The sequence below is a fragment of the Cupriavidus plantarum genome (genome assembly GCF_905397285.1).
GTDB lineage: Bacteria > Pseudomonadota > Gammaproteobacteria > Burkholderiales > Burkholderiaceae > Cupriavidus > Cupriavidus plantarum.
The window spans coordinates 1-5,376 of sequence record NZ_CAJPUX010000020.1 but is presented as its reverse complement, the minus strand read 5'-3'; the positions used below and the strand labels follow the sequence as shown (position 1 = coordinate 5,376).

Genomic DNA, 5,376 nt, shown 5'->3' with positions numbered 1-5,376 from the left:
GCCCGTCGATACCGACGCGCTCACCGATGCATGCACGCGCGCGCAGCGGAGCCTGAACCTCGAACAAGGCCCGCTGCTGCGCGTGGCCCGCTTCACGCTCCCGGACGGCTCTCAGCGCCTGCTCATCGCCATCCATCACCTCGTCGTGGACGGTGTCTCATGGCGCATCCTGCTGGAAGACCTCCAGCAAGCGTACAGGGACGATGCGCCGCTGCCAGCCCGCACGTCGTCCTATCAGACGTGGGCGCGGAGGCTGCAGCAACATGCCGCGTCCCTCGAGGATGAACGCCCATTCTGGCGCGCGCAGCACGGACCGACGCTCGCAGCGCGGCGCGATACCGCGCTGCGCGACGCCACCACCTCGACGGTCACGTTGCCCGCGACGCTTACGCGTATCTTGCTGACCGACGCCCACAGTGCCTACCGCACCCAGATCAACGACCTGCTGCTCGCCGCGGTGGCGCGCGCGGTGGGTCAGTGGCAGGGACACGAGACTACCGCGGTGCTGCTGGAAGGACATGGCCGGGAGACGCTGTTCGCAGACGTGGATGTATCGCGCACCGTCGGCTGGTTCACCAGCGTGTTCCCCGTGGCCCTCCCGATCGACGCCGATCTCGCCACGCATATCAAGCGCGTGAAGGAAGCGCTCCGAGCAGTGCCGCAGCATGGCATCGGCTTCGGTCTGCTGAGCGACCAGCTACAAGGTGTGCCGCGTCCGTCCATCACGTTCAACTATCTCGGCCAGTTCGACCAGAGCGGTCATGCCGACGCGCTCTTCGCGCGGGCAGACGAATCGGCGGGCGAGACGCGGGGCGCCGATGCGCCGCTGGGCAATGCGATCGTCATCAACGGTATGGTGCGCGACGGCGCGTTGACGTTCGATCTGGCGTTCGCCGAACCGGGCCTGTCGGTGTTCGCGCCGCAGCTGCAACGCGCACTGGAGGACATCGTGGTGCATTGCATGGCCACGCCTCCCGGCGCGTTGACGCCGTCGGACGTACCGCTGTCCGGCCTGACGCAGGCGCAACTGGATCGTCTGCCGGACGCCGACCGCGCCGACCGCGCCGACATCGACGACATCTATCCGCTCGCGCCGATGCAGCAAGGGATGCTGTTCCACGCGCTCTACGCGCCTGAGACGGCTGTGTACGTCAACCAGATGTCGGTCGATCTGCACGGCATCGACGCCGCGCGCCTGGCGCGGGCGTGGGAAGAGACGATCGACCGGCACGATATCCTGCGGACGGCTTTCGTCCATATCGACGGCGAGCCGCTTCAGATGGTCAGGCGTCACGTGCCATCGCCCGTGGTGATCGATGCCGATAGCGATGCGGTAGGCGATGCGGATGCCCTCGCCATGCAGGATCGCTCCCGGCCGTTCTCGCTGGACACCGCGCCGCTGATGCGCGTACGACTGGTGGCGCAAGGCGATGCATGCTATCGCATGATCTGGACGAGCCACCATCTGCTGCTCGATGGGTGGAGCACCGCACGGCTCATCGGGGAGGTGTTGCAGCGCTATCACGGGTTGCCCGTCGAGGCGGTCCCCGCGCGGTATCGGGACCATATCGCGTGGTTGCAGGCACAGGATGCTTCGGCGAGCGAGGCGTTCTGGCAGGAGCGGCTGCCGCGGCTCGAGGCGCCCACGTTGCTCGCGCAGGCGATGCCCGCACCGGAGACCCCCGCCGCCGGGCAAGCAGTGGCTCGCGTGCGCATTGATGCCCAGATGCTGCAACGCGTGGCGCAACAGCAGCGCGTCACGCTCAATACGCTGCTACAGGCGGCGTGGATCGTCGTATTGCAGCGCTATACGGGGCAGCGCGCGGTGGCGTTCGGCGCGACCGTCGCCGGGCGCCCGGCGTCGCTGCCCGGCGCGGAGGCGATGCTGGGGCTGTTCATCAACACCTTGCCCGTCATACAGGCGCCGGCGCCTGATCAACGCATCGACGCGTGGTTGCAGGCGTTGCAGCAGGAGAACCTCTCGCTGCGCGAGCATGAGCACGTGCCGCTCTACGAGATCCAGCGGTGGGCCAATCGCGGTAGTCAGCATCAGGGGGGGCAGCCGCTGTTCGACTCCATCCTCGTGTTCGAGAACTACCCCGTGGATGCCGCGTTGCGCGAGCGCGAGCAGCATGGGCTGCGGATCGGGGAGATCCACCATACGGCGACGACGAATTATCCGCTGACGCTGGTGGTGGCCGGCAACCAGACGCTCGATATCGCCTTCAGCTATGCGACGGATCTGTTCAGCGCCGAGCGCATCGGCCAGCTCCAGCAGCATTTCCTCGCGGTATTGCGCCAGCTAGCCGCCACGCTGGCCGCGACGCCCGACGCCCGCGTCGGTACGCTTGGCCTCAGTCCGGACGTCCTGTCGATCGACGGTGGCCAGGCCGGTTCCGCATCGCCACTGCTCGATGCGTGGGCGCATCACGTCGCAACGGACCCTGGCGCGATCGCGGTCCAGTACGAGGCGACACGCGTGACGCGCGCCGAGATCGATGCGCAGGCCAATGGCATCGCCGAGGCCTTGCTGGCCAAGGGCATCGGCGCCGAGGACGTCGTGGCATTGTGCCTCGAGCGGTCGCCCGCATTCGTGGCGGGCTGGCTCGGCATTCTGAAGGCGGGTGCGGTATGCCTGCCGCTCGACGCCGCGCAGCCCGAGGGCCGGCTACGGCAACTGGCCGACACGGCGGGCGCTCGCGCGACCATCGGGGCCATCGGAGCCATCGGGACCTTGCAGGGCGGCGATACCATCGACCCACAGCGCGTCGCGCCGTCGCCGCATGCGCCCGACGTGGCCCTGCTTCCGGATCAGTGCGCCTATGTGATCTTCACCTCGGGCTCGACGGGGACGCCCAAGGGCGTACTGATCAGCCATCGCGCGCTCGCGCAGTACCTCGACGGCGTACTCGAAAGACTGGCGCTGCCCGCGGACGCCAGCATGGCGATGATATCGACCACGGCGGCCGATCTCGGGCACACCGTGCTGTTCGGCGCGCTCTATAGCGGCCGTACGCTGCATCTGATCGCACGCGAGCGTGGGTTCGCGCCGGATCGTTTCGCCGAGTACATGGCCACGCATCGCGTGGGCGTGCTCAAGATCGTGCCGAGTCATCTGCGGGCGCTGCTGCAAGCGTCAGCCCCTGCGGACGCCCTGCCCCACGCGGCGCTCATCGTCGGCGGCGAGCCGACGCCGGCCGACCTCGTTGCGCGGATTCGCGCGCTACGTCCTGCGTGTGCATTGTTCAACCATTACGGGCCGACAGAGACCACTGTCGGCGTGCTGATGCACGCCAGCTTGCCCGACGAGCCTGGCGCGCTACCGCTCGGCAGGCCACTGCCCGGCGTCACCGTGCACGTGCTGGACAGCGACCTCAATCCGCTGCCGGCGGGCATCGCCGGCGATCTGTACATACGCGGGGCGCAACTTGCACGCGGGTATCTCCGGCAGCCGGCGATGACTGCCGAGCGCTTCCTCCCGGATCCGCTCGCGCCAGGCGCGCGCATGTATCGCACGGGCGACCGCGTGCGCGTGGACGAGGGCGGGCGGCTCCACTATCTTGGGCGCGCCGATGAACAGGTGAAGGTGCGCGGCTATCGCATCGAACCTGGCGAGATCGCCGAGCGGCTACGCGCGCAGCCCGGCGTGCGCGATGCGGTGGTGCTCGTTCGCGGCGAGCGGCTCGTCGCGTGGTGCGTGCTGGAAGGGACTGACGTCGACACCCTCAAGGCGCTGGCCAAAGCGCAGTTGCCCGAGTACATGGTGCCCGCACAGATCGTTGCCATCGAGCGCGTTCCCGTCACGGCCAACGGCAAGCTGGATCGGCGCGCGTTGCCCGGTCCAGTCTTCGATGCGCAGGCCTATGTCGCGCCGCGCACGGAGACGGAAACGATGCTGGCTTCGCTGTGGAAAGAACTGCTCGACGTGCCGCGCGTGGGCGTGCATGACAACTTCTTTGCGCTCGGCGGTCATTCGCTGCTGATCACGCGGCTGGTTGCCCGGTTGAGCGGGGCACTCGATCTGTCGCTGCCGCTCAAGGTCTGCTTCGAAGCGGCAGACCTCGCCGAAATGGCCGCGCATATCGACGCCCAACGCACCACGCGGGGCAGAGAGGCCGATGCTACCGGCGATGCCGGGGGCTGGCAGGACATGGAGGACTGGATGGACGATCTGGAGACGCAGGCATGAGTATTGACAAGACGCGGCTCGCCGAGCGCTTCGCCGGCCTTTCGCCGGCGGGGCAGCAGCGCTTTCTTCTCGAGCTGCGGCAACGGGGGCTCGACTTCGGCAGCTTGCCGATTCCGCGGCGTCAGCAGAGCGAGAGCGCGTTGTCCTATGCGCAGCAGCGGCTGTGGTTTCTTTGGCGGATGGATCCTGCGGCGGGGCTTTATAACGTGCCGCGGGCGGTGAGGATGCGCGGGGCATTGGACTTTTCCGCGCTGCAGGCGGCTTTCGATGCGTTGGTCTCGCGGCACGAGAGTCTGCGCACGACGTTTCATGAACGCGATGGGGAGGCCGTGCAGCGCGTTCATGCGCCCTTTTCTGTATCGATTCCGCTTGACGACGTTACCGAGGCGACGTTGACGGGGCACGTGGATGCCGAGGCCACTGCGCCGTTCGATCTCGCGCACGGGCCGTTGATGCGGGTGCGGGTGCTGCGGCTGGCGACGGACGATCATGTGTTGCTCGTCACGATGCACCATATCGTCTCCGATGGATGGTCGATGGGCGTCGTCATCGACGAGTTTGCTTCGCTTTATGCGGCTTACGCTTCCGGGCAGCCGGTGCGGTTGCTCCCGGTTGAGGCGCAGTATGCGGACTATGCTTCGTGGCAGCGTCACTGGCTCGAGGCGGGGGAGCGCGAGCGGCAGCTCGACTACTGGCGTGGCGCGCTTGGCGACGAGCCCGTGGTGCTCGAGTTGCCTGCGGACCGTGCGCGCCCTGCCGTGCCGTCGCACCGCGGTGGCACCGTGTCGTTTGCGCTTGGGCGTGACGAGGCGCGGCAACTGGCTGGCCTCGCTCAGCGGGCCGGTACGACTGCCTTTACGGTGTTGCTCACAGCGTTCCAGATCCTGCTCTACCGCTACACCGGGCAGCACGACATCCGCGTCGGCGTGCCGGTCGCCAACCGCAATCGCGCGGAGACGTCCCGTACCGTCGGATTCTTCGTGAACACGCAGGTGCTGCGGGCGCGGATCGATGGCACGCGGTCCGTGCTCGCGTTGCTGGGCGAGGCCCGTGAGTCCGTGCAGCAGGCGCAGGCCCATCAGGAGCTGCCGTTCGAGCAACTGGTCGAGGCTTTGCAGCCCGAGCGGAGCTTGTCTCATAACCCGTTGTTTCAGGTCATGCTGAATCACCAGCGGCGGGATTTGCGG

Annotated in this window: 2 protein-coding genes; both read left to right on the top strand. The window is 67.7% G+C overall.

The features are described 5' to 3' along the window. On the top strand, window positions 1-4,189 hold a 4,189-nt coding region (locus tag KHP16_RS28165; protein WP_211961632.1), incomplete at its 5' end, for a non-ribosomal peptide synthetase. Continuing rightward, on the top strand, window positions 4,186-5,376 hold a 1,191-nt coding region (locus tag KHP16_RS28160; RefSeq protein WP_244836104.1), incomplete at its 3' end, for a condensation domain-containing protein. The genes KHP16_RS28165 and KHP16_RS28160, both read left to right, overlap by 4 nt.